Raw genomic sequence first — 22,845 nt, 5'->3', positions numbered from 1 at the left:
CCGGTGCGCCGCGGCGCGCCGGGGAGTCGTCAATAGGGGGGCATCCAGCATGCAAATACTACAAGCCATCTTGAGCGGGTTGGCCATGGGCAGCGTCTATGCCCTGGTCGCATTCGGGTTCAGCATCACGTACACCACGACCAAGACCTTCAACTTCGGACAGGGTGCGTTCCTGGCGCTGGCCGGCCTGATCGGCATCAGCGCCATCCTGCTGGTCAGCCAGGGCAAGCTGATCGGCTTTCCAAATCCGGAGGACGTGACCTGGGGCACGTTCCTGTTCGCCCTGCTGGCCGCCATGCTGGTCCTGAGCTTGCTCGGCTACGTGCTCTACATCACCGCCATCCGCCACTTCGTGGGCGAGGCGGGCCTGTCCTGGGTGATGAGCACCATCGGCTTTGGCATCATCATCCAGAACCTGGCGCTGCTGGTCTGGGGACCGGCGCCGATAGCAGTGGCTTCGCCGCTGGGCGAGGGCATCATCACGGTCCTGGGGACCGGCGTGCGGCCGCAGGAGATCCTGGTTTTCGGCACCACGCTGGCGCTGATGATCGTGTTCGATTGGGTCTTGCACAAGACCAAGATGGGCAAGGCAGTGCGCGCGGTGGCGTTCAGCAAGACCGCCGCGAGCTTGATGGGCATTAATGCCAACGCGGTGGCGATCGCCGTGTTCGCGATCAGTTCGGCATTGGCCGCGATCGCCGGCGTGATGGTGGCGCCGATTGCGACCGCCTCGGTATTCGTGGGCACGCTGTTGTCGCTCAAGGCCTTTTCGGCCGCGATCCTGGGTGGGCTGGAGAATCCGCGCGGCTGCATTTTTGGCGGCTTTCTGATCGGGTTGCTGGAATCGCTGATCGGCCTCTGGTATTCGAACCTGCGCGAAATCGCCGTGTTCGCGCTGATCATCGTGGTGCTGTATTTCCGCCCGGCCGGCATCCTCGGCCGCGTGCACGCGGAGAAAGTATGAAGCTCTCCAAGATTCTCATTCCGCTGGTCATCGCGGCGCTTGCCATCGGCTACGCCTATTCGGGCCTGAATGACTTCTATCTGTTGATCCTGTTCAACATCGGGGTCTATTACATCGCTGCCACCGGTTTCAACATCCTGGTCGGCCAGACCGGCCAGAAATCGCTGGGCCATGCCGGCCTGTTCGGCGTGGGCGCCTATACGGTGGCGCTCCTGACCGTGAATTACCAGGTCGATCCCTGGCTGGCGCTGGGCTGCGCCGCGGTTGTGTCCGCGGTCTTCGGCGTGGTGATCGCCATCCCGGCGCTGAAGGTCAAGGGGCCGAGCCTGGCGATGGTGACCATCGCCTTCGGCCTGCTGATCGAGAAGATCGTGTCCGAATGGACCGACGTGTTCAAGGGCCAGGAAGGCTTCTACGGCATCACCGGCCTGACCTTCGGCGGCGCCACGCTGGACAGCCGCCAGTGGGTGGTGGTGGTCGTGGTGTTGGGCCTGGCGCTGCACGCCATGACCTCGCTGCTGTTGAACGGCCGTTTCGGCCGCGGCTTTGCTGCGGTGCGCACCTCTGAAATTGCGGCCGAGAGCGTGGGCATCAGCGTCTACCGCTTCAAGATCCTGGCCTTCGCCATCAGCGCCATCACCTGCGGCATCGCGGGCGGCCTGGTGGCGCAGCAGAACCAGTACATCAATTCGGACTTCGTCAATTTCAACTTGTCGGTGTTTTTCCTGGTGCTGGTGCTGTTCGGCGGCCGTACGCCGGCGGGCTCCTTCCTGGGCGCCGTGGTGCTGACGGTGATCGACGCCATGCTGGCGCGCTGGCCGGAAGTGCAGCATTTCGCCTACGGCCTGATCCTGCTGTTCGCGCTGTACGCCATGCCGGAAGGACTGGCTGGCCTGTTGGCCAAGGTGCTGCCCAAGCGCGGCCAGCGCGAGGCGCTGGCCGCCGAGGCGGGCGCGGCCGATTGGACGCCGGCGCCTCCTGCCGACCATGGCGGCGCGGCGTCCGGCTTCCTGGAAGTGAAGGACCTGTACAAGGCCTTCGGCGGCGTGGTGCCGACCAACAAGGTGTCGTTCTCGCTGGAGCGCGGTTCCGTCGTGTCGCTGATCGGTCCCAACGGCGCCGGCAAGACCACCACGCTGAACCTGCTGTCGGGCCTGGTGGCGCCGGACGCCGGCAGCATCCGCTTCAAGAACCGCCAGATGGTGGGCCTGTCGCCCAATGAGATTGCTGCGTCGGGCATCGGCCGCACGTTCCAGAACCTGAAGCTGTTCGACGGGCTGAGCGCCCTGCAGAACGTGATGGTGGGCTTCTATCGGGTGCAGCAATCCAGCTTCTTCTCCAACCTGCTGGGCCTGCCCGGCAGCCTGGCGGAAGAGCGACGCATCCGCCGCCAGGCCTACGCCATCCTCAAGTTCTTCGAACTGGACCGCTACGCGGACGAGGCCGCCAACAGCCTGCCCTACGGCCTGCAACGCCGCCTGGAAATCGCCCGCGCGGTGGCGGCCATGCCGGACCTGTTGCTGCTGGACGAGCCTGCCGCCGGCCTGAATCCCGCGGAAACCGACCAGCTGACGGACCTGATCGTGAAGCTGAAGAACATGGGCCTGACCATCCTGTTGATCGAGCATCACATGGATCTGGTCATGGCGATTTCCGACCATATCGTGGTGCTGGATTACGGCGTGAAGATCGCCTCAGGCCTGCCGAACCACATCCAGGAGAATCCGAAAGTCATCGAAGCCTACCTGGGCGCGCCGGCATAGGAGACCGCAATGAGCCGTTTACTCGACATCAAGAACCTGGCGGTCAGCTATGGCGCCGTCAATGCCCTGAAGCAGGTGTCGCTGCATGTGGACACGAACGAGATCGTGACCATCATCGGCGGCAACGGCGCGGGCAAGAGCACCATGATGCGCGCGCTGTCGGGCATCGAGAAATCCACCGGCGACATCGCGTTCGCCGGGCAGGACCTGGGCGGGATCAGCGCGCACAAGCGCGTGGGGCTGGGTATCGCCCACGTGCCGGAAGGGCGCCAGGTATTCCCCGACCAGACCGTCCACGACAACCTGATGCTGGGCGCGTTCCTGCGCAAGGAATCGCCCGCTGAACTGGCTGCGGAGATCGAGCAGTGCTTTGCGATGTTCCCGCGCCTGAAAGAGCGCCGCGCGCAGTACGCGGGCACGCTTTCTGGCGGCGAACAGCAGATGCTGGCCATCTGCCGGGCCCTGATGAGCAAGCCGCGCATCCTGATGCTGGACGAGCCGTCGCTCGGACTGGCGCCGCTGATCGTGGCCGAGATCTTCAAGATCATCAAGTCGTTGAAAGAGCGCGGCATGACGATCCTGCTGGTCGAGCAGATGGCCAACCAGGCGTTGGCTATCTCCGACCGCGCATATGTCCTGGAAGTGGGCTCCATTGTGATGGAGGGCACGGGCCAGGAGTTGTTGGCCAGCGAGCGCGTGCGCGAGGCCTATCTGGGCAAACACAAGAGCTGACGAGGCAATCATGTCATCCAAACCATTGAGCGGTATCCGAGTGCTGGAGTTGGGCCAGCTGATCGCCGGACCGTTCGCCGCCAAGATGCTGGGCGAATTCGGCGCCGAGGTCATCAAGATCGAACCGCCCGGCAAGGGCGATCCGCTGCGCAACTGGCGCCTGATCCACGACGGCACTTCCGTCTGGTGGCAGGTGCAGTCGCGCAACAAGAAATCGGTCAGCCTGGACCTGCGCAAGCCCGAAGCGCAGGACCTGATCCGAGCCTTGGTCAAGGACATCGACGTGGTGGTCGAGAACTTCAAGCCCGGCACCATGGAAGGTTGGGGCCTGGGCTGGGAAGAACTGCGCGCCATCAACCCGCGGCTGGTGATGCTGCGCGTGTCCGGCTACGGTCAGACCGGTCCGTACCGCGATCTGCCCGGATTCGGCGCTATCGGCGAGGCCATGGGCGGACTGCGCCACCTGAGCGGCGAGCCCGACCGCACGCCGGTGCGCGTGGGCGTGTCCATCGGCGATTCGTTGTCAGCGTTGCACGGCGTCATCGGCATCCTGCTGGCGCTGCGCGCGCGCGACCAGAATGGCACGGGCCAGATGATCGACGTGGCGTTGTATGAATCCGTCTTCAACATGATGGAGAGCCTGCTGCCCGAGTATTCGGTGTTCGGCGAGATCCGCCAGCCGGCCGGCAGCAGCCTGCCGGGCATCGCGCCCAGCAATGCTTACCGCTGTCAGGACAACAAGTACGTGCTGATTGCCGGCAATGGCGACAGCATCTTCAAGCGCCTGATGGGCGTGATCGGCCGGCCCGACCTGGCCGAAGCGCCGGAACTGGCAAACAACGCCGGACGCGTGAAGCACGTGGTCATGCTGGACGACGCGATTTCGCAATGGACCGGACAGCATCCGCTGGACCTGGTGCTGGAGCGCCTGAATGACGGGCAGATTCCCGCGGGCAAGATCTATGACGTGGCCGACATCGCGGCCGACCCGCATTACCAGGCGCGCGGCATGATCCTGGACGGCGCGCTGCCCGACGGCACGCCCGTGCAGGTGCCGGGCATCGTGCCCAAGCTGTCGGAAACCCCGGGCGAAGTGCGCAGCCCGGCGCCCGCCCTGGGCCAGGACACCGACGAGGTGCTGGCTGGCCTGGGCATCGGCGAGACGCAGCGCCAGGACTGGCGCACGCGCGGCATCATCTGAGGATAGCGGCCATGAATATGACCAACCCCGAAACCACTGCCAGCCGCCCGCGGCTGTACATCCAGGAAGTCGCGCCGCGCGACGGCTTCCAGAACGAAAAGCAGTTCATCGAAACGCAGGACAAGATCGCCTTCATCAACCGGCTGTCCGCCAGCGGATTCGCCAAGATCGAAGCTACGTCGTTTACGTCGCCCAAGGCCATTCCGGCCCTGCGCGACGCCGAGATCGTGATGCACGAGATCGAGCGCAATCCGGACGTCGTCTACACGGTGCTGGTGCCTAACGTGCGCGGCGCGCAGCGGGCGCTGGAGTGCAAGGTGGACGAGGTCAATCTGGTGATGTCGGTCAGCGAGACCCATAACCGCGCCAACCTGCGCATGACGCGGGAGCAGTCGTTCGAGCAATTGAGCGATGTGGTCAATGCGGTGCGCGGCAGCCGCGTCGCCATCAACGTGTCGCTGTCCACCGTGTTCGGTTGCCCCATGGAAGGCGACATCAATGCCTTCGAGGTGTTCGAACTGGTGGGGCGCTTCGCGGCGTTAGGCGTGGACGGGGTGACGCTGTGCGATACCACCGGCATGGCCTTTCCCACGCAGGTCGGCAAGATCGGGCGCGAGGTTCGCAAGCTGTTCCCGGGATTGATCACCACCATGCACTTCCACAATACGCGCGGCATGGCGCTGGCCAATACGCTGATGGCCATCGAGGCGGGCATCGACCGCTTCGACGCGTCGCTGGGCGGGTTGGGCGGCTGCCCCTACGCGCCTGGCGCCAGCGGCAACGTCTGCACTGAAGAACTGGTGCACATGCTGGAACTGATGGGCTATGACACCGGCGTGGACCTGGACGCCATACTTGGCGTATCGGCGACCTTGCCCGCGCTGGTGGGGCACGACATTCCCAGCCAGCTGCTCAAGGCGGGACCGCGGCTGACCCTGCACCCGGCGCCGGACTTCGGCGCCTAGCGCCGCGGCGATGGCGGGGCGGGCGGTTGTGCTAATTTCCATGCATGCCGTCCGGTCCGGAGCCTCCGCCATGTTGAAGTTCGCCGCCAATCTTTCGATGATGTACACGGAACACGCGTTCCTGGACCGCTACGCGGCCGCCGCGGCGGACGGGTACGCCGGCGTGGAATGCATGTTTCCCTACGAGGCCCCGGCCGCCTTCGTGCGCGAGCGCATGGACGCGGCGGGCGTGACGCAGGTGCTCTTCAACGCGCCGCCTGGCGTGGCCGCTCGCGGCGATCGTGGACTGGCCGCGCAGCCGGGCCGGCAGGCGGAATTCCAGGCGGGCATTGAACAGGCGCTGTCCTACGCCACGGCGCTGGCCTGTCCGAATCTCCATGTGATGGCGGGGCTGGTCCAGCCCGGCGCGTCGCGCGAGGCCATGCTGGACTGCTATCGCGAGAACCTGGACTGGGCCGCGCGCCAGGCGCGTTCGGCCGGGGTCACCGTGCTGATCGAACCCATCAATACCCGCGACATACCCGGCTATTTCCTGAATCGCCAGGACGAGGCGCATGCCGTGGTGCAGACGGTCAATGCGTCCAACCTGAAAGTGCAGATGGATCTCTACCACTGCCAGATCGTCGAGGGCGACGTCACCATGAAGCTGCGCGAATACCTGCCTACCGGGCGGGTCGGCCATCTGCAGATTGCCGGCGTGCCGCTGCGCCAGGAGCCCGACCGCGGCGAACTGGACTATGGCTGGGTGTTCAACGTGCTGCGCGAACTGGAATACGGCGGCTGGATAGGCTGCGAGTATCGGCCGGCCGCCGGCACGTCGGCGGGCCTGCGCTGGCTTGCCGCCGCGCGCACCTGACCCGTGCCGCGTCCACGGACTTCGGGTTTCTCCCGTGGTGTGTACCTGCGTGCCGGGCCCGATAATAAATCATTAATATGTTAAATAAATAAGCAGGCGAGGAGAGCGCGTCATGTTCAAAGGCACACTGCATCGCGCCTTGCTGGCCGCGGTGCTGGCAGGGGCTGCGATCGTCCCGGGCCAGGCTGCGGCGGCAGGGTTTCCCGATCATCCGATCCGCTGGCTGGTGCCGTTCAGCGCGGGCGGGGGCAGCGACATCGCCACCCGCATCGTCGCCAAGCATGTGGGTGACGCGCTGGGACAGCCGGTGGTGGTGGAAAATCGTCCGGGCGCGGCCACCATCGTTGCCGCGCAGGAAACCGCCCGCGCGGCGCCTGATGGCTACACCCTGCTGACGGCCGGCATGAGCACGCTGGCGCTGAACCCCTGGCTGTACCAGAAGCTGCCCTACGATCCGGGGAAGGACCTGACCCCGGTTTCCACGCTGGTGTCGCTGCCCATTGTGCTGGTGGTGTCGCCCGATTCCCAGATGCATACGCTGGCCGACGTGAAGGCTTACCTCAAGCGCGATCAGCCGGGCAGCTATGCGTCCCTGGGCGTGGGCAGCCCCCATCACCTGGCCATGGAGCTGTTCCTGGATACCGTCCAGGGCCGCGCCACGGCCATTCCCTACAAGGGCACGCCGCCCGCCCTGCAGGACGTGGCTTCCGGCGTGGTGCCGATGATGATGGCCGACCTGGCCGCCGCCCGGCCCTTGATCCAGGCGGGCAAGCTGCGCGCCATTGCGGTGCCGGCGGCGCAGCGTTCCGGGCAATTGCCGCAGGTGCCGACCTTCGCCGAGGCGGGTGGTCCGGCGTTCGAGGCGGCCGCCTGGCAGGGCGTGGTGGCACCCGCTGGCACGCCAGCGCCAGTGGTGGAGAAGCTCAGCCTGGCCATCGCGCAGGCCTTGCGTTCGCCGGAGGTGGCCGAGCAGTTGAAGCTGCAGGGCATGGAACCCACGGGCAGCACGCCGCAGGCCTTCGCGGACTATGCGCGCAAGGAATACGAGCGCTGGGGGGCGGTGATCCGGAGCAAGAACATTTCCGCCAACTGACGGCGGCCGGTAACAGCCGCCGCAAGGTGTAACCGGCGCGCGCGCGCAGGCGGCGCGGGCGTACGATAAAGACACGTACATCCTGCCCGGCAGCCCGGGCAAGGAGCACATCATGTCTCTGATCGTAGCAGCCCGGTTCGAGGGTTTCGAAGCGGCGAACGCCGCGGCCGAGCGCCTGTCCGCCAGCGGTTTTCCCGACTGGGACATCAATACGTTTTACGTCAATCCGGCCGGCGAGCATGGCCGCTACCCCTTGGGCGGCGACCGCCACTCCGACCCGGACTCGGGACGCGCCGACATCGGCGCATTTCTGGGCGCGGGCGGGGTGGGCGCAGGTTTTGCGGTGTTTGGCGGGTTCGTGATGTCCGAGATCAGCGATTCCACGCCGCTGATCCTGGCCGCGGCCGGCGTCGGCGCCTATCTGGGATCGCTCTTTGGCGCCCTTTGGGTGACGGGCCACGGCAGCACCCAGCATGGCCATTTCAATCCCGATTCCCATGCCGAGATCCGGCAGGCCGGCGTGATGGTCGCGGTACGCACGCGGCCGCAGCGCGAAATGCTGGCGTGCCGCATCCTGCGCGATGCCGGCGGTGTGGACGTGGAGCACGCCAACGGCCGCTGGCGCAACAACCACTGGGAAGACTTCGACCCGCTGGCGCCGCCCCAGCGCGAGATCGGATTCGGCTGAAGCGGCCCTTGGCCGCGGCGGCGGCGCGCGTCCGCGCTCAGTCCGGCGCGGGCGTGGGGGCGGTATTTTGCCGCCGGGCGGTCGCCGCGCAGCCTGCGGAAGCGACGATGATCCCGCAGATGGCCAGCCATTGCGTCTGCGACAGTTGCTCGTTCAACACGATCACGCCAGCCAGCGCGCCCATGGCGGGTTCCATGCTGAGCAGCACGCCGAAGGTCTTCTGCGGCAGGCGGCGCAGCGCCACCATTTCCAGCGAATAGGGCAAGGCGCTGGACAGCACGCCCACCGCGATGCCGGCCAGGATCAGGGTCGGGTCCAGCAGGGCCGTGCCGGCGTGCGCAGCGCCTATGGGTAGCGCCACCAGCGTTGCCGCGGTCAGTCCCAGCGAGGTGGCCTGTCCGCCATGCACGTTGCCGGCCATCTTGCCGAAGATGATGTAGAGCGCCCAGCACACCGCCGCGCCCAGCGCAAAGGCGATGCCGACGGGATCCAGGTCATGCACCGATTGCCCAGTGGGAATCAGCAGCACCAGCCCGGCGATGGCGCAGCCGATCCAGACGAAGTCGATGGCGCGCCGCGACAGCGCCACCGCCAGGGTCAGCGGGCCGATGAATTCGATGGCGATGGCCACGCCCAGCGGCAGCGTGCGCAAGGCCATGTAGAACAGCAGGTTCATGCAGGCCAGCGTCACGCCGTACAGCGCGATCTTGGCCGCGGCCTGGCGCGTCAGCGGAAAGCGCCACGGGCGCCAGATCGCCACCAGTATCAGCGCGCCGATGGCGATGCGGTAGGCGGTGGTGCCCTGCGCGCCCACCATCGGGAAGAGCGACTTGGCGAACGACGTGCCAACGCATAGCGAGGCCATCGCGCCGATCAACGACAGGATGGGGAGCAGGGTGGAGGACGACGCGTTGCGTCCGGTGTTCAGGGTTGCGGCGGTCATGGCAATGGCGGAAAGGCTGGATACGTACAGGACGGCGGACGGCTCAGGGCGTCAGATTTGCGGCGGTGGAGTAAAGCACATACAGCGCCAGGCCGAGCATGACGGCGCCCAGCAGGCCTTGCTGCATGCGCAGGAACCAGGGATTGCGCCCCACCCAGCCGCGGATGCGCGAAGCGCCGTAGGCGAAGAAACTGCCGTAGGGCAGGCTCAAGACTTTCATCGTCACGCCCAGCACCAGCATCTGGATCCACACCGGCCCATTGTCCGGCGTGGTGAACTGCGGCAGGAAGGCGATCATGAACAACAGCACCTTGGGATTCAGCAGATTGGTCGTGAAGCCCTGCCAGAAGGCGTCGCGCGCATCCCCGGGGCGCGCGGCCAGCGACACGTCGGCCGAGCGCGCGCAGCGGACGATGGCCTTGACGCCCAGGTAGCCCAGGTACATGCCGCCGGCCGCCTTGATCCCCATGAACAGCGACGGGAACGCCTGCAGCACCGAGGCGAGGCCCAGCACCACCGCCGGCACCTGGATGAATCCGGCGGCGACGTTGCCCAGGACGCTATGGAAAGCGGGCCGGAACCCCTGCGTCATGCCCCGGGAAAGGGTCAGCGCCATATCGGGGCCGGGCGTGAGTTTGAGCGCCGCGTCGGCAGCGAGGAACAGCAGGAAAAGCTGGAGTGACGGCATGATACGGGGGGGACGGACGTACCCGCGGCGCGGGCAGAGGGCTCCCAGTGTAAGCAAGCCTGCTGAATAATTCCTGCATCGCGGGACGCGGAAATGAAGTTTCCCGTCAAAATGGGGCCGGATTCCGGCGCGGCCGGGCTTAGAATCTGTTGGCGAGCCCTTTCCAGCCCGTTTCCAGCCGTTCCGAGACCCTTATGGAACTAGACGATTTTGACCTTCAGATCCTGCAAAGCCTGCAGGAAGACAACCAGCGCACCAGCCAGGAAGTCGCGCAGCGCGTGAACCTGTCGCCGGTGTCCTGCCTGCGCCGCATGAAGCGGCTGCGCGAATCCAAGGTGGTGCTGGGGGACGTTTCCGTGGTCGATCCGGGCGCCGTGGGCCGCGGCATCATGATGGTCGTGCTGGTGACGCTGGAAAGCGAACGCGCCGACAAGCTCGACCAGTTCAAGCGCGCCATGCAGTCCGCGCCGGAAATCATGCAGTGCCTGTCGGTGACGGGCGAGGTGGACTTCGTCCTGACCATCACCATGCGCGACATGGCCGAATACGAGACCTTCGCCCAGCGCAATTTCTGGGGCAACCCCAACGTCAAGCGCTTTTCCACGCTGGTGGTGCTGAACCGCGCCAAGTACGGCATGGCGGTGCCGGTGGGCTGATTCCCCCCGTGCAGTCCGCGCCGGAACGCGGCGCGTTTTCGCGACATCCAACCCCATAAGCAGGCAAGGTTCCTGGCCATTCCGGCCGCGCCTGCATTCATGGTTTGGGGGATGAGATGAAAGCGATTCAAGCAAGATGGTTCCATGCGCTGGCCCTGGTGAGCTGCGGCGTGTTTGCCCATGGCAACGGGCCGACGGATCCGCAGATCGCGGCCATAGTCGTGGTTGCCAACCAGGTCGACATCGACGCCGGCAAACTGGCGCAGGACAAGACCGGCAACAAGGATGTGCGCGAGTTCGCCGCGTTGATGGTGACCGACCATGGCGCCGTCAACCAGTCGGCCGGCGAACTGGTGCAAAAGCTGAAGGTCACGCCCGAACCCAATCCGACCAGCGACAACCTGCAGCAAGGCGGCGACAAGAACCTCGCCGCGCTCAAGGGCATGAGCGGCGCCGCGTTCGACAAGGCTTATGTGGATCACGAGGTGGCCTATCACGAGGCCGTGATCCAGGCGTTGGATACGACCCTGATTCCGGGCGCGGCCAACGCGGAGTTGAAGGCCTTGCTGGTCAAGGTGCGGCCCGCGTTCATCGCGCACCTGGAGCATGCCAAATCCCTGCAAAAGAGGCTCAACGGTGGCTGAAAGAACGATCCCCGGCGCGCGCGGGTCCGGACGCGCAAGTCTGGCCGCGCTGGCTGCGGGCCTGTTGCTGGCGGGCGGCTTGGCCACCGCCCAACAGATCCCGCCCGCCACTCAGCAGGCCGAACATGTGGTGACCATCGAAGGGATGCAGTTCACGCCTGCGACGCTGACGCTGAAGCCGGGCGAAAAGGTTACTTGGATCAACAAGGACCTGGTCCCGCATACCGCCTCCGCGGTATCCAAGGCGTTCGACTCAGGGGTTATCGCAGCCGGCGCCTCATGGACCTACACTGTGCGGGAGGCGGGCAGCAGCGCTTATGTCTGCCTGTTCCATCCGACGATGCAGGGCACGTTGATTGCGCAATGACGCATGGCGGAGGTCAGACCCATGACTGCACTTGCGGCGCTGGCGGCACCGCTGGCCGAAGATGAAGACCTGGCGCTCGCGCATCGCATCGTGGCGGGCGAGCAGACCGCGTTCGAATTGATGATGCGGCGGCACAACCGGCGGCTCTACCGCCTGGCGCGAGCCACCCTGCGCAACGACGCCGACGCCGAGGATGCCTTGCAGGAAGCCTACCTGGCGGCATACCGGAACATGGCCGCGTTCCGCGGCGAATCGACGCTGTTCACCTGGCTGACGCGGCTCTTGCTCAACGAATGCTACGGCCGGCTGCGCAAGCACAGCCGGCGCGAGGCGCTGTTGCCCATCGCCGACGACATAGAGAAAGAGGTTGATGCGATGACCATCAACGACTTCAACCCGCCTTACCATGCCGCTGCTCGAGCCGAGCTCAGGGGCCTGCTCGAAGCGCGGCTGGACGCCTTGCCGGTCTCGTTCCGGACCGTGTTCGTGCTGCGCTCGGTCGAGGAGCTTTCCGTCGAGGAAACGGCGCATTGCCTGGGCATCCCCGAGGCCACCGTCCGCAGCCGCCACTTCCGCGCCAATGCGCTGCTGCGCGAAGCGCTGGCGCGGGATGTGGGGGTGGTGGAGAAAAGTTTGTTTGAGTTCGATGGGGATGATTGCGACAGGGTGGTGGCGGGGACGCTGGCGCGGTTGGGCGAGTGTTCCAAAAACTAGGTAAATGTTGATATGTACCTACTTACAGGAACAAAAGCATCTGAGCGGAGGCATCTTATTGGCTGGAAATGTCCCATACGCCGTTGTGTGCATTGTCGATGCAGCGCCAGAATTGCAGGAATCCGCAACGAAGAGAGAAGCGCATGCAATCGACGAAGCAATGGTCTGTGTGTCAGTCTTATAGTGCAAGAACGGGCGTTTCCATTACCGAGCCTCTGGGTATACTGCGCTTAACAACACCCGCCACACTTCAGGCCAGTGCACGAGCGCAGGCACAGTGCTGCCAGGGCGGGTTTCTCATTTCTGCGATGAATCGAGTTTGGCCAGTGCGAGCGCATTGACGTGGCCGTTCGTACTACCCCAAGTAATGGACGTCCATGCAGTATGGGGCGTTTATTTTTCGCCCCGCAACCTCAACGCATTGAATATCACCGAAGCCGAACTCAGGCTCATCGCCAGCGCCGCAATCATCGGTGACAGCAGCCAGCCCGTGAACGGATACAGCACACCCGCCGCTATCGGCACGCCGATGCCGTTGTAGACGAAGGCGAACATCAGGTTCTGCCGCATGTTGCGCACGGTGTCGATGGAGATCTGGCGCGAGGCGGCGATGCCGCGCAGGTCGCCCTTGACCAGCGTCACCTGGCCGCTGTTCATTGCCACATCGGTGCCCGTGCCCATGGCCACGCCCACGTCGGCGCGCGCCAGTGCCGGCGCGTCGTTGATGCCATCGCCCGCCATCGCCACCACATGGCCGTCCTGTTGCAGCTTTTCCACCAGCGCCAGCTTGTCGGCCGGCTTGACCTCGCCGTGCACCTCGTCGATGCGCAGCGCGGCGCCGACGGCGCGGGCGGTGGTCAGGCCGTCGCCTGTCGCCATCACGATGCGCAGACCGCTGCCGTGCAGGTTCTGGATGGCCTCATGCGTGCTGGGCTTGATCGGGTCGGTCACGGCCAGGATCCCGGCGAACTGGCCGTCCACGGCCAGGTGCATGATGCTGGCGCCTTCGCCGCGCAGGCGTTCGCCGTCAGCGCGCAGCGCGTCGACCTGCACGCCTTCCTGTTCCATCAGGGCGGTGTTGCCCAGCGCCAGGCGCTTGCCTTCCACCATGCCGCGCACGCCGATGCCGCTGCCGGAGTCGAAGTCCTCGGCCTTGGCCAGCGTCAGGCCCTGCGCGCGCGCCGCGCTGACGATGGCGTCGGCCAGCGGATGTTCGCTGCCCTGGTCCAGGCTGGCGGCCAGGCGCAGCACCTCGTCGCGCGTGTATCCGGGCGCGGCGACCGCGGTGTCGAAGGCGGGTTTGCCTTCGGTCAGGGTGCCGGTCTTGTCCACGATCAGCGTGTCCACCTCGCGCATCTTTTCGATGGCGCCGGCGTCGCGGAACAGCACGCCCTGTGCGGCGCCGCGGCCCGTGGCCACCATGACCGACATGGGTGTCGCCAGTCCCAGCGCGCAGGGGCAGGCAATGATGAGCACCGCGACTGCGTTGATCAGGCCATACACCCAGCTGGGCTCCGGCCCGAAAAAGCCCCATACCAGCAGCGTGGAGATCGCCACCAGCACCACGCCAATGACGAATTTGCCCGCCACCACGTCCGCCATGCGCTGCATGGGCGCCTTGGAACGCTGGGCGTTGGCGACCATCTGCACGATTTGCGCCAGCATGGTGGCCGCGCCGACCTTTTCTGACCGCATCACCAGGGTGCCGCTGGTGTTGAGCGTGGCGCCGATCAGCTTGTCGCCTTCGCGCTTGCTGACGGGTACGGGCTCGCCGGTAAGCATGGACTCGTCCACGGCGCTGCGGCCCTCGGTGACGACGCCGTCCACCGGGATTTTCTCGCCGGGGCGCACGCGCAGCAGGTCGCCCACGTGCACGTGATTCAGCGGCACGTCTTCCTCGCTGCCGTCGGCGTTGATGCGCCGCGCCGTCTTGGGCGCCAGGCCGAGCAGGGCCTTGATCGCGGCGGACGTTTGCGAACGCGCCTTCAGTTCCAGGATCTGTCCCAGCATGGTCAGCGAGATGATGACCACGGCGGCCTCGAAGTACACAGCCACGCGGCCCATCGAGACAAAGGAATCCGGGAACACGCCAGGCGCCAGCGTGGCGACCACGCTGTAGATGAACGCGGCCGCCGTGCCCAGGCTGATCAGCGTCCACATGTTCGGGCTGCGATGCACCAGGGATTGCCAGCCGCGCACGAAGAACGGCCAGCCCGTCCAAAACACCACCGGCAGGGACAGCGCCAACTCCAGCCAGCTCTGGGTCGCCATGTCGAACCAGCCCAGGCGATGGCCGAGCATGGCCATGACGGCCACGATGAGGGTCAGGGGCAGCGTCCACCAGAAACGGCGCTGGAAATCCTTGAGTTCGCTGTTGTCTTCCTCGTCCAACGGGATGAGCGGCTCCAGCGTCATGCCGCATTTGGGGCAGTTTCCGGGGTGATCCTGGCGGATCTCCGGGTGCATGGGGCAGGTGTAGATGGTGCCGGGGGGGATCTCGGGGGGCGCGGCAGGCTGGGCGGCGGCGTCGTGGCCTGCGTGGCGGCTACCGTGGTCGGGGCCGTGATGCTGGTGCGCTTCATGGTCGCCGTGTGCATGCGCAGCCTGATCCTGTACCTGTCCTTCTGGCACCAGATGCATCTGGCACTTGGGGCAGCGTCCCGGGTGGTCCTGGCGGATTTCCGGGTGCATGGGGCACACATAGAGCGTGCCGTCCTTCGATGCAGCGTCGCCGTGACGAGAGTGATTCATACCCATCCCTTTCGAGTGCCGGTGTGATCCTTCGTGCGCCTATTATGCCCAGGCCGGACGCCTGCGGCGCAACAGACTTGCCGCAGTGGTATCGCTGCGGGGCCGGCCGCAGCGATGACTCATGGCGGTCAGCCCTTGGCCGCCGGGGAAGTTGCGGGTTCCGCCGCCGACGGCGCATCGCCCGCCGGGTTCATCATCGATCCCATCATCTCTTGGCAGCCCTGCATGCGGGCGCCATTGGCGGGCATGGACTTCATGTGGTCGGCCATCAAGGCCTGGCGCTCTTCCGGCGTCTGGGCCGCAGCCATTTTCTGATGCATGCCATTCATGGCCTGCATGTGCGCCTCCATGTTCTTCATCATGCCGCCGCCCGGCGCCATTTGCGGCTTCGAGGCCGGCTCGCTCGCCGCGGCGGGAGTGGCCTGATGCGTGGAATGCTCGCCGCCCGCGGCCTGCGCGTGGGCCGCGCCGATCAAGCCCAGGCTCAACGCGCATGCGCTGAAAAAGGTGGTCAGGGTCTTCATGTTCAGCTCCTTTCTGTGGTCTGGAAGTGCATGGACCCCAGTGTGGGGGGCTGACGGGGGCGGGGAGGTTACGTGGGGATTACTTTTCTGTAATGTTGCGGCACAGGTGGGCGTACATCCGACACGATGCGCCGGTCATTGGTTATCAGGCCACCGCGTAAAAATCGCATCCTGCTCCAGCGCGCGCTTGCGCCACGCATTGAGCAGTTCGGCCAACGCTTCGTGGGTCAGCCCGTAAGTCTCACCCAGGCTGGAATTGCGGCCGACGAAATGCCGGTTGAGCCCCATCGTGCCCGCCCGCTCGACCGCCGCGTCGTCGAAAACAATGAGCTTGGACACCGCGCGGCTGACGTTGATCACGCTGAACTCGCTGGTGTCTTGCCAGCGTATCGTCCTGCCGTTCCATACCTGTTGTGTTTCGAAGCCATCGCGGCCCAGGCGCAGGCTGGTGCCGTTCTTGGCGGCGCGAACCAGCAGCATGACTGCGCCAAACAGAAAGAACGCGGCGCCCGGCCACAGGATCAATTGCTTCAGCGGCGGCAGCGATTCGTGCAGCAGCATCCACAGGATCACGCCGCCGAAGCCCGCCGACAGCAGGGAGAACACCAGCAGCTTGCCTTTCGCTGCCTTGAGCTCCAGGGGGCCTGGATACCGCACCAGCATCGTTGCGGCCGAGCGCGAGTCGCGCTGCAGCAGTTGCGGCCATATCTGTAGAACACCGGTCGCCGCGCAGATGCCGAAGAACAGCGTGACGGGAATGCCCGCCTCGGCGCCGTCTCGGATCATTTCCGTGCCCAGGTAGACAAACACCAGGCTGATGATCAGGCAGACGTAGACGAGCAGGCTGGTCCGCTTTCGGCGGGGAGGGCGCTGCGCGGTATGGAGGGTGGGCGGCTGTGTCATGGATGGTGAGTGTATTGGTCCCAGGCGGCCGTTGTCGCCCATCAAGGATGATGCCGGGCCAGCACTTCGTCGCGCGGTCCCGCATCGACCACGCGCCCCGCGTCCATCACCACGATGGTGTCGAAGCGGTTGAGCAGGCTGGGCCGGTGCACCGAGGCCACGATGCAAGCCGTGGGGAACGCGGCGTACATGCGGTCGAACACCCGGCCTTCGGCTTGCGGGTCGAGCGCGCTGGTGGGCTCGTCCAGCAGCAGCAGGGAACTGCCGTGCGCGGCCAGCGCCCCGCGCGACAGGGCCAGGCGTTGGCGTTGCCCGCCGGACAGGTTGCTGCCCCGTTCATTCATCGGACTGGCCAGGCCGTCGGGCATGCGTTGCAGCACTTCGTCGAACACGCCGGTGTGCACGGCGGCTTGCAGCGCGGCCGCTTCGGCAGGTTCGCCGAAGGTGAGATTTTCCTGCACGCTGGCTTCGAAGACTTCGGCTTCCTGCGGAATCAGCGTGGCCAACGTGCGCAGTTCGGCCCAGTCCACCGGCTTGCCGTCGAGCAGCAGCTCGCCCTGCTGCGGCGGATAGAGTCCGGCAAGGGTGCGCAGCAGGGTGCTCTTGCCGCCGCCGCTGGCGCCGATCAGCGCGACGCGCGAACCGCGCCGCAGCACCAGGTCGACGCCATGCAGGCCGCCGCGGCCTTCATCCGAATAGCGCCAGGTCGCGCCGCGCAACTCCAGGGTCTGCCATGGCGCGTCGGCTTGGACCGCGGGGACGGCGGCATTGGGGTTGCCAGGCGCCTGCCAGATGGGTTCGGCGCTGCTGTAGTCGGTGTGCATGCGCGCAAAGCTCTGGAAGTTGGAAGCGATGGCGCTGACCACGGACGCGGCCTGTTGGGCGTATTGATAGATCATGAAGATGGTGCCCAGCAATAGCGCCTGCCCGGGTTCGCGGTGCCGCAGCACATACTCCACGACGAGGATCCAGGTAAGACACATGCCCGCCAGGTCCACCACGCACCATTTCACTTCGTTGACCCACAGGGCGCGGCGCAAGGGCTTCATGACCGCCTGCAGGCGGCGGCCCAGGATCTTGCGCGAGGCGGCTTGCAGCCGCAGGCCGATTACAGTGCCGGCATTGCTGACGAAATCGAGCAGCGCCGCGACGTAGCGGCGTTCCTGGTCGTTTTCGTCGCGGGCCAGCCGCATCAGCGCGAGGTCGAAGCGCAAGGTGACCAGGGCGATGATCAGGTAGCCGCTTACGGCGATGATGCCGCTGACGTGGGACAGCAAGGTCAGCGCCACCAGCGGGCCGATGAAATTCAAGGCGCTGTGCAGGTAGCCGTACATGCTGCGGGCGAACGTCGACAAGGCGCGGCTGGATTGCAGCACGCGGTGTTGCAGATCGCCGGAGTGGCGGCCGTCGCGCCAGGTCAGCGGGGCGGCGGCGATGCGGGCATAGAGATCGTCGGCCTGCCGTTCGCGGACATGCACGCCCACATTGCCTTCCAGGACGCGTCCCGGCCCGTGGAACACCCAGGACATCATGTAGCTGCCGACCAGGAACAGGATCCACAGGCCGGCGGTGGGCATGTCGTTCTGCTGCAAGGCATTGATGGCGTGCGAGGCCAGCCAGGGCAGGGTCAGCTTGACCAGTTGTGCGCCGGACAGCAGCGCGATGGCGCCCATCAGCTGCCGCCGGGCGCCTTCGGCGTAGTGCCAGAGCGCGCGATACAGCACGAGCGCCGCGCGGCCCATGCCGATGGAGGAAGAGGGGGAGGTGGAGTCAGGCTTCATCGCGTAGGGGGGAAGTCAGGGATGGCACGGCATGACTATGCTATCCGACATGCGCCGCCGCGCCCCAAAGCAAAAAGCCCCGCCAAAGGCGGGGCCAAGTGCTTGAATTCATTGGTGGCCTGGGGCGGAATCGAACCACCGACACAAGGATTTTCAATCCTCTGCTCTACCGACTGAGCTACCAGGCCAACGCGAAAGTCCGCCACTATACACAATATCCGCGTCATGTGGGCGGCGGCCCGCCATCCGGCGCCGCGCGGCGGGCTTGCGCTAGGACGGCGCCGGCTTCCGGGGAAATGCTGCGCAGGTGCAGATCGGTCTGCGGATAGGGGATCTCGATGCCGGCCCGCGTCAGCGCCTCGTACATCCGCGACAGCATGTCGCTGCGGATGGACATCCATTGGTCGAAGTCCGGCGTCCAGGCGCGGACGCTGAAATCCAGGGAGCTTGCGCCAAAGCCCATGAAGAGCGCGATGGGCGCCGGCTGGGTGGAGACGCCCAGCGTGCCGCGTGCCACCGAGCCCAGCAGTTCGATGGCCTGCGCGGGGTCCGTGCCGTAGGCCAGGCCAAGGTTGATTTCGATGCGGCGGTTGCGGTCCAGCATGGTCCAGTTGGTCAGCTTCTCCGACAGCAGGGTGCCGTTCGGGACCACCACGTCGGCGCCCTCGAAGGTCCGGATGCGGGTGGCGCGCATGCCGATCTCGCGCACCTGGCCGGAGGTTTCGCCGATTTCCACCACGTCGCCGGGCTGGATCGGGCGCTCGAACATCAGGATGAGGCCCGACACGAAGTTGTTGACCACGTTCTGCAGGCCGAAGCCGATGCCCACGCCCAGGGCGCCGAGCACCAGGGCCAATTGGCTGGTCCTGACGCCGGCGGCCGACAGCGCCACCGCCAGGCCCAGCAGCAGCACCGAGTAGTAGGTCAGCGAGGCGATGCTGTTGCCCACGCCGCGCGGCAGCGGCATGCGGGCCAGCACTTCGTCGTGCAGTACCAGGCGGATCGCGCGCGCGGCCCAGAACGCGATCAGCACCGAGATCGCGAACACCAGGATGTTGCCCAGGCTGATGGTGATGTCGCCGAGCGCCAGCGTGTACGAAAGCACCTTCGTGGTGAAGGCGTAGGTGGCGCGCAGGATGCGGAAGCGGTCCATCGTGTAGATGGCCCAGCCCGCGACCGCGCTGGCCATCACCAGGCGGATCAGCAATTGCACCAGAGGCGGAGCATGCTCGCGCGCGATGCGAAAGCGCGACACCCCGGGCCGCGCCAGCATCAGTTGCAGCAGGGTGACGATGATGGTGACCCCGGCGTAGAGCATCAGGCCGAAATAGCCGCTGCTGATGACGGCGCTGGTCAGCATCTCGGCCATCGACAGGTTGCCGACGAGGTTGGCGATGCCGGCAATGGCCAGCAGCGCCACCGCGGCCCAGGCGCCGATGCGCACGGCCTGGTGCAGCCGGCCGGGCGCCTGGGCCGCGCTGCCGCGGCGCTTGGCCCGGGCATGCAGCCACAGCGCCGTGGCCAGGGCCAGCAGGGTGATGACGAGGTTGTGCAGCCGGTACAGCGTTTCGCTGGCCAGGAAGAAGATGCCCAGCCGCTCCGCCAGATACAGCCCGGTGATGGCGTAGGGCCACAGGTCGAGTTGCTCGCGCGCGGTTGGCGGCAGCAGGCGCAGCACGGGGACGACCGCCAGCAGCAGGGCGATCTGCAGCACGATCAGTGGCGCGTCCGACTCCAGCAGTTGCACGCCCATCATGGCTAGCAGCAGCCAGGCTGACAGCGGGCGCCCAAGCACTCGCGCGGCTGTCTCGCTCATTTCGCCGGCCCGGATGGCGTGGCGGCTGTGCCAGGCCAGCCACAGCAGCAGGGGCAGCAGCACCACTTGCAGCACGTGCAGGGCAAGTTGGTTGCCGGTATCGGCCGCCGCGTATTGACGGGCGAAGCGCATTTCCATGTCCAGGCCGCTGCGCAGATAGGCCCTTGCATCGCTGCGGGCGGTGGGCGTGAAGGTGGCGGCCCACAGCGGCGGTCCGTCCAGTTCGAGCAGGCGGGCGTCGATGTAGCTGATGGCGTCCGCTACCGAGCGCTGTCCGGCCTGGATGCGTTCTTCGACGGAGTTGGCGCGCTGGCCCAGCGCGATCTGGCGGCTCAGCGGCACCGACAAGGCTTGTTCGGCCCGGGCCAGTTGCGCGATGACTGAATCCATCCGCGCGGTCAGGGCAGGCGGCAGATCGGCGGCGCCGGGCGCGCCCTTGAGCACTTGCCATGCTTCGCGGCGGCGCGCCAGCTCGGCGGCATCGCTGGCGTAGGCGGCGGTCGCCTGGCGCATGTCCGCCTGCCAGTCGGCGAAACGCCTCGCATCGAACATCCAGTGCCGCTCCAGGCTTTCCAGCCGCATGATGGGCAGGGTGCGCAATTGAGCCGGCTGGAACTGCTGGAGCTTTTCGTCCACGGACCGGGAAATCGATTCCAGGCGCGGCGCCAGCGAGTCGGTGGGGTCGGCCCCCGTGATGCGCTCCATGACGCTTTCGGCATAGCGGTGATCGGTGTCCGCGCGCAGCGGGATCTCTGCCACCAGGATCGCGTGGGCCTGCGTGGAAGCCGGGACGGGGCGGGCCGGCTCCGTCGCGGTGCCCTGGGCGTAGGCGGGGCCGAGCAGGCTGGCCAGCAGTGCAATCAGACCGAAAAGCGCTTTTGCTCTTGCCGTTGCTTGGGCGCGCATGTCGCGGCTCCGGTGGATGGATGCGGCGGGCTACGAAAAATGGCGTCTTACGATATCGCGGAAGCGCGCTTGAGGGAAAGGGGCGTCCGGAAAGCAAAAAGCCCAGCCGGTAAGGGCTGGGCTTTTTTTGGGAAGGAACCCGAAGATTCGGGGCCCTTTCCAATAATTCTGGTGGCCTGGGGCGGAATCGAACCACCGACACAAGGATTTTCAATCCTCTGCTCTACCGACTGAGCTACCAGGCCAACGAAGTCCGCAACTATACACAATTTTTGAGGCTTGCGCCAGTCGGGGAGAAAATCCCTGGATATTTCGCCGCCCTGCCGGGGCGTCGCCTGAATCAAGGGCCGAATTGTTGGGCGGACGGCACGAAAGGTGCGACCCAGGGTCGCGGCCCGGGGGTGAAATGGCCTGGGGATTACCCGCAGGGGTATAATGATTAGCGGTCTGACGCTGCATCCAGGTTTGTATATCCCCGGTGCGGCGCCTCGTTCTTAGTGGCAGTACTTAACGCTTACGCGCGGATGGCCCGGCCATCCTTCCCACATGTCGGTAGCTGTCCTTGCCTTCGGTCTGAATCACACGTCCGCGCCGGTTTCGGTCCGCGAACGCGTTTCCATGCCCGTCGATCTGGTGAAGCCCGCGCTGGAAGGCCTGCGTTCGGCGTTCGGCGGCTCGGTCCGCGAAGCCGCCATCCTGTCCACCTGTAACCGCACCGAAATCTATTGCGCTGCCGACGGCCACGTGGCCGATCAGCTGCCGGCCTGGCTGGCTGACTACAACCGCCTGGACGCCGGCACGCTGCGCCCGCATCTCTACCGCCATCATCAGGACGACGCCGTGCGCCACGCCTTCCGCGTGGCCAGCGGCCTGGACTCCATGGTGCTGGGCGAAACCCAGATCGTGGGCCAGATGAAGGACGCCGTGCGCGCGGCCGGCGAAGCCGGGTCGCTGGGCACCTTGCTGCACCAGATGTTCCAGCGCACCTTCTCGGTGGCCAAGGAAGTGCGGTCGCAAACCGCCATCGGCGCGCAGTCGGTATCCATGGCCGCGGCCGCGGTGCGTCTGGCCGAGCGTGTGTTCGGCAACCTGGACCAGGCCCGCACGCTGTTCATCGGCGCGGGCGAAATGATCGAATTGTGCGCCACGCACTTCGCCGCGCAGCGTCCGCGCAGCATGGTGGTGGCCAACCGCACGGCCGAACGCGCTGAGGTCCTGGCCAACCGCTTTGCGGCCAGCACCATGAAGCTGTCGGACCTGACGGACCGCCTGTCCGAGTTCGACGTCATCGTCTCCTGTACGGCAAGCTCCCTGCCCATCCTCGGTTTGGGGATGGTGGAGCGGGCCACGCGCCTGCGCCGCCACCGCCCCATGGTCATGATCGACCTGGCCGTGCCGCGCGACATCGAACCCGAGGTCGGCCGCCTGGACGACGTCTACCTGTATTCGGTGGACGACCTGGGCCGCCTGGTGCAGACCGGCACCGACGCGCGCCGCGCGGCCGTGGTGCAGGCCGAAGCCATCATCGAAACCCGCGTCCAGGGCTTCATGCACTGGATGCAGTCCCGCGAAGTGGTGCCCGTCATCCGCGACCTGCACCAGGCCGCCGAAGACGTGCGCAGCGCCGAGCTGGAACGCGCCCGCCGCCTGCTGGCGCGGGGCGAATCGCCGGAAGCCGTGTTGGAACAACTGGCCCACGGCTTGACGCAGAAGTACCTGCACGGCCCGCTGGCGGCCCTGAACCGCAGCGAAGGCGAGGACCGCAAGCAGCTGCTTGCCTGGATGCCGCGCCTGTTCCCCGGCCGCGACTCCCGCCGTTAGCGACTCTGCCCCACGTCCCGCCTCCTGGCGGGCGTTCGTCTTTTGGGCGCCCGCTATCCGCTTTCCCGC

The 22,845-nt window shown here is 66.2% G+C and carries 20 protein-coding genes and 2 tRNA genes; 13 read left to right on the top strand and 9 right to left on the bottom strand.

The annotated features are described in order from the left end of the window. Positions 1-49: 49 nt before the first annotated feature. The 8 genes from NGK62_RS09050 to NGK62_RS09015 all read left to right on the top strand — a co-directional run bounded on the left by NGK62_RS09050 (position 50) and on the right by NGK62_RS09015 (position 8,262). The gene (locus NGK62_RS09050; RefSeq protein WP_118931661.1) at positions 50-964 is read left to right on the top strand and encodes a branched-chain amino acid ABC transporter permease; all 915 of its coding nucleotides are present in this window, start codon (positions 50-52) and stop codon (positions 962-964) included. Continuing rightward, positions 961-2,727 carry a branched-chain amino acid ABC transporter ATP-binding protein/permease gene (locus NGK62_RS09045; protein ID WP_059378048.1) on the top strand — a complete coding sequence of 589 codons (1,767 nt, stop codon included), beginning with the start codon at positions 961-963 and terminating at the stop codon, positions 2,725-2,727. The genes NGK62_RS09050 and NGK62_RS09045 overlap by 4 nt, the downstream gene beginning before the upstream one ends. Positions 2,728-2,736: 9 nt before the next feature. After that, entirely contained in the window at positions 2,737-3,459 is a 723-nt protein-coding gene (locus NGK62_RS09040) for an ABC transporter ATP-binding protein (RefSeq protein WP_118931663.1), read from the top strand. A gap of 10 nt (positions 3,460-3,469) precedes the next feature. Beyond that, the gene (locus NGK62_RS09035) at positions 3,470-4,660 is read left to right on the top strand and encodes a CaiB/BaiF CoA transferase family protein (protein WP_059378044.1); all 1,191 of its coding nucleotides are present in this window, start codon (positions 3,470-3,472) and stop codon (positions 4,658-4,660) included. A gap of 11 nt (positions 4,661-4,671) precedes the next feature. Beyond that, positions 4,672-5,625, top strand: a complete 954-nt coding sequence (locus NGK62_RS09030; RefSeq protein ID WP_059378042.1) for a hydroxymethylglutaryl-CoA lyase — start codon at positions 4,672-4,674, stop codon at positions 5,623-5,625. A gap of 70 nt (positions 5,626-5,695) precedes the next feature. Continuing rightward, positions 5,696-6,481 (top strand): 2-oxo-tetronate isomerase, encoded by a 786-nt coding sequence (gene otnI, locus NGK62_RS09025; protein WP_251878083.1) that lies wholly within the window; start codon positions 5,696-5,698, stop codon positions 6,479-6,481. Between the two features lie 112 nt (positions 6,482-6,593). Next, positions 6,594-7,574 (top strand): Bug family tripartite tricarboxylate transporter substrate binding protein, encoded by a 981-nt coding sequence (locus NGK62_RS09020; protein ID WP_251878081.1) that lies wholly within the window; start codon positions 6,594-6,596, stop codon positions 7,572-7,574. A 112-nt stretch (positions 7,575-7,686) separates the two neighbouring features. Then, positions 7,687-8,262 carry a hypothetical protein gene (locus NGK62_RS09015; protein ID WP_251878080.1) on the top strand — a complete coding sequence of 192 codons (576 nt, stop codon included), beginning with the start codon at positions 7,687-7,689 and terminating at the stop codon, positions 8,260-8,262. Positions 8,263-8,299: 37 nt separating this feature from the next. Here NGK62_RS09015 and NGK62_RS09010 read toward each other — a convergent pair whose 3' ends face one another. Together NGK62_RS09010 and NGK62_RS09005 are read right to left on the bottom strand one after the other, a co-directional pair. Beyond that, a complete protein-coding gene (locus tag NGK62_RS09010) occupies positions 8,300-9,205 on the bottom strand; it encodes an EamA family transporter (protein ID WP_088143173.1) in 906 nt (301 codons plus the stop codon). A gap of 43 nt (positions 9,206-9,248) precedes the next feature. Beyond that, on the bottom strand, positions 9,249-9,893 hold the full coding sequence (locus NGK62_RS09005) for a LysE family translocator (protein ID WP_118931668.1): 645 nt from the start codon (positions 9,891-9,893) through the stop codon (positions 9,249-9,251). A 194-nt stretch (positions 9,894-10,087) separates the two neighbouring features. On the opposite strand from NGK62_RS09005, the gene NGK62_RS09000 reads away from it, so the two are divergent. From NGK62_RS09000 to NGK62_RS08985, 4 genes are all read left to right on the top strand, one after another. Further along, complete coding sequence (locus tag NGK62_RS09000; protein WP_251878078.1) at positions 10,088-10,549, top strand: Lrp/AsnC family transcriptional regulator; 462 nt, start codon at positions 10,088-10,090, stop codon at positions 10,547-10,549. 116 nt (positions 10,550-10,665) lie between these two features. Then, positions 10,666-11,193, top strand: coding sequence for a DUF4142 domain-containing protein (locus NGK62_RS08995; RefSeq protein WP_251878076.1), 528 nt, complete (start codon positions 10,666-10,668; stop codon positions 11,191-11,193). Then, positions 11,186-11,560, top strand: a complete 375-nt coding sequence (locus NGK62_RS08990; protein WP_240633189.1) for a cupredoxin domain-containing protein — start codon at positions 11,186-11,188, stop codon at positions 11,558-11,560. Before NGK62_RS08995 ends, NGK62_RS08990 begins: the two co-directional genes overlap by 8 nt. A gap of 21 nt (positions 11,561-11,581) precedes the next feature. Further along, positions 11,582-12,274, top strand: coding sequence for an RNA polymerase sigma factor (locus NGK62_RS08985; RefSeq protein WP_251878073.1), 693 nt, complete (start codon positions 11,582-11,584; stop codon positions 12,272-12,274). Positions 12,275-12,667: 393 nt separating this feature from the next. Here NGK62_RS08985 and NGK62_RS08980 read toward each other — a convergent pair whose 3' ends face one another. The 7 genes from NGK62_RS08980 to NGK62_RS08950 form a co-directional block, all read right to left on the bottom strand. After that, positions 12,668-15,025 (bottom strand): copper-transporting P-type ATPase, encoded by a 2,358-nt coding sequence (locus NGK62_RS08980; RefSeq protein ID WP_251878071.1) that lies wholly within the window; start codon positions 15,023-15,025, stop codon positions 12,668-12,670. A gap of 128 nt (positions 15,026-15,153) precedes the next feature. Further along, complete coding sequence (locus NGK62_RS08975; protein WP_251878070.1) at positions 15,154-15,549, bottom strand: hypothetical protein; 396 nt, start codon at positions 15,547-15,549, stop codon at positions 15,154-15,156. A gap of 135 nt (positions 15,550-15,684) precedes the next feature. Further along, positions 15,685-16,494: a hypothetical protein gene (locus NGK62_RS08970; RefSeq protein ID WP_251878068.1), complete on the bottom strand. Its 810-nt coding sequence runs from the start codon at positions 16,492-16,494 to the stop codon at positions 15,685-15,687. Further along, on the bottom strand, positions 16,494-18,233 hold the full coding sequence (locus NGK62_RS08965; RefSeq protein ID WP_251878066.1) for an ABC transporter ATP-binding protein: 1,740 nt from the start codon (positions 18,231-18,233) through the stop codon (positions 16,494-16,496). The genes NGK62_RS08970 and NGK62_RS08965 overlap by 1 nt, the downstream gene beginning before the upstream one ends. 112 nt (positions 18,234-18,345) lie before the next feature. Beyond that, a tRNA-Phe gene (locus NGK62_RS08960) sits at positions 18,346-18,421 on the bottom strand. A gap of 35 nt (positions 18,422-18,456) precedes the next feature. Continuing rightward, positions 18,457-20,955, bottom strand: a complete 2,499-nt coding sequence (locus tag NGK62_RS08955) for a mechanosensitive ion channel family protein (protein ID WP_251878064.1) — start codon at positions 20,953-20,955, stop codon at positions 18,457-18,459. 169 nt (positions 20,956-21,124) lie between these two features. Beyond that, positions 21,125-21,200: transfer RNA gene (locus NGK62_RS08950), tRNA-Phe, on the bottom strand. Between the two features lie 301 nt (positions 21,201-21,501). Here NGK62_RS08950 and hemA point away from each other — a divergent pair. Next, positions 21,502-22,776, top strand: coding sequence for a glutamyl-tRNA reductase (hemA, locus tag NGK62_RS08945; RefSeq protein ID WP_059378015.1), 1,275 nt, complete (start codon positions 21,502-21,504; stop codon positions 22,774-22,776). Positions 22,777-22,845: the final 69 nt, after the last annotated feature.

This window comes from Achromobacter sp. Marseille-Q4954 (assembly GCF_943737025.1).
Classification (GTDB): Bacteria; Pseudomonadota; Gammaproteobacteria; order Burkholderiales; family Burkholderiaceae_B; genus Achromobacter; species Achromobacter bronchisepticus_A.
Note: the sequence above shows the minus strand (reverse complement) of the source record. Positions and strands in the feature narration are given on the sequence as shown.